At 44.9% G+C, this 2396-nt stretch carries 2 protein-coding genes; both read right to left on the bottom strand.

Features of this window, described 5'->3' with window-relative positions; all coding sequences use genetic code 11:
* Window positions 1-83: 83 nt before the first annotated feature.
* Entirely contained in the window at window positions 84-1199 is a 1116-nt protein-coding gene (locus tag A3735_RS19085) for a methyl-accepting chemotaxis protein (protein WP_068516764.1), read from the bottom strand.
* 233 nt (window positions 1200-1432) lie between these two features.
* A partial coding sequence (pyrC, locus tag A3735_RS19080; RefSeq protein ID WP_068638479.1) for a dihydroorotase occupies window positions 1433-2396 on the bottom strand: 964 nt, incomplete at its 5' end.

Raw genomic sequence — 2396 nt, 5'->3', positions numbered from 1 at the left:
AACTAAAGAATTGTAACTTTGTGTGAAAGTGATATTAACATTACGTAATAGCTTTGTCTTGTCTGTACCAGTAAAAGTAAGACTTAGGGGATTTTATTTACTCGCTTAGAGAGTGCGCGTCGGAGAATTTCTTGCTGGTCTTCGTCTTTACAGCTATATAGCTGCTTGAAATCACTCAATATAGGACCGAAGAAGTCCTTGAAGTGCTGCGAATCCTGATAAACTTTGTATGCTTTCTGTTGAATTGCATCGCTGGACAGTTTCTCGGTATTTGAAATGTTATATAACTGCTCTATTTCCTCTTTGAGAGAGGCGATCAAGGGCAGGTTGGGATTATTTTCTGGGTCCTCAGGTTGCAAATGCTCCCATAAGCTTAGCAATGTCTCCTTTGCTTGGTGGGTGTTGGATAGGTCGGCTTGGGCAGCAATATCCAGACACTCAACAGACTCTTTGAACATGGTTTCGGTTTCTGCCAGTTTAGCGCTGATCTTGTCATTAAAATCATCTGTTTGAACTGAAAGCGTGCGCACTTCATCTGCAACAACGCTAAACCCTCTTCCTGCATCGCCTGCTCGAGCGGCTTCAATCGCGGCATTGAGCGCAAGGAGGTTGGTTTGTGAGTTGATCTTGTTTATATCTTCTAGATGCTCAACTACTTCATGAAAACGTGCATCAATATCGTCAAAGTTCTGGTTTAAAGTAACAGAAGCCGCCTGAATGTTTTCAAATTGCTGAATCAGCTGGGCTAAGGCCTGATTCGAAACTTCTCCAAAGTTGTTGAGGCTTTCTAGTGTGCTGGGCTCAAGGTTTTCATCTAAAGATTTTGATAATGATTTAGCATAGCTGTCTGCCCGTTCGATTGTCTCTGCAGTTTGTGTCGTATCGTCAGAAAGCGAGTGTGTAAGTTTTTCAGTATCCTCTGCAAGCTGGGCGATAAGCGCAATTTTTTCATCCATCATATGGTGGATTTTATCGAATAACTCAATTTGCGCCTGCTTTTCTCTTGCCGCCCGTTTTGCTCGCGGTGTTTGGTCATAGGGCACTAAAGATCGCTCAATGCGTTGCCAAATCATAAAGCCAACGATCATTGTCATGAACACTAAGGGAACGATGACGTAGCTTGGTAGCGGCGGTGCGATGACTAGCCAGCCAGTTGCGAGAACCTGCAGGAAAAGCAGACAAGCGTATTCATATTTCATTGAGTGACCTTTATCACCAGTGTAAGAACCGAGCGCTAAAATGTTTCGAGTGCGAACGACAAGACGAGCCTATTTAGCGAGCAAGTCTGGCCTCAGTGTCACTAGAAGCAATCGTTTTAGCTTGTTTGAATAAGTCTAGTATGCTTACGTATTTCTACAATGTTTGTAGAAAAAATAACGACCGCAATCAGCGGCGTCTTGGCTTATATCGGCCAAGACGGTGAGATCTGGAGTTATTTTGTTTTTAGCTTCCAGTTAACTGTTTGCCCGGCATAAAAAGGAACAATTGGATTGCCATTAGGGAGAATGATTTGCTCCGGGATGGTCCATTCTTCTTTTTGAAGTGTGATAGTACTGGTATTGCGTGGTAGTTGGTAAAAATCTGGGCCGTGATGGCTGGCAAAGCCTTCGAACTTGTCGATCGCTCCAAGGTCCTCAAATACTTGCGCATAAAGCTCTATAGCGCTCCAGGCACTGTAGCAGCCAGCACAGCCGCAAGATGACTCTTTTTTCGCCTTTTCGTGAGGTGCTGAGTCGGTTCCAAGGAAGAATTTGCTTGAGCCACTCTTTACAGCTTCTCTAAGCGCTGTTTGGTGGGTGTTGCGTTTAAGTACAGGTAGGCAGAAGTTATGGGGCCGAATACCGCCTACGAGCAGGTCATTACGATTAAGGAGCAGGTGTTGGGGAGTGATCGTTGCGGCCAGTTTGTCTGAGCCTGCTTGTACAAACTGAGCAGCTTCAGAGGTTGTGATATGCTCAAAAACAACTCTTAGCTCGGTAAATTTTTCGGTGATAGGGGCTAGGTGTTGTTCAATAAAAAACTTTTCCCGATCAAAGATATCAACCTCATGAGAGGTCACTTCACCGTGAATCAGTAATAACATGTCGCAAGCTTGCATTGCCTCAAAAACCGGGTAAAGCTCGTTCAAGGCTGAAACTGCAGCATCGGAATTGGTTGTTGCTCCTGCTGGGTAAAGCTTGGCTGCAATAATGCCCGCTTGCTTGGCGCGAGTAATGTCTTCGGGCTTTGTATCGTTTGTCAGATATAGGGTCATTAAGGGAGTGAAATCGACTCCTTCAGGTATAGCGTTTTCAATTCTGGCTTTATAAGCAAGTGCCATTTCTGTGTTAACAACAGGCGGGACAAGGTTAGGCATCACTATCGCTCGCTTAAAGCACCGAGCGGTTGCCGGGACA

Source organism: Oleiphilus sp. HI0061 (assembly GCF_001635675.1).
The sequence above is the reverse complement of the archived record's forward strand: the minus strand, read 5'-3'. Positions and strand labels throughout refer to the sequence as shown.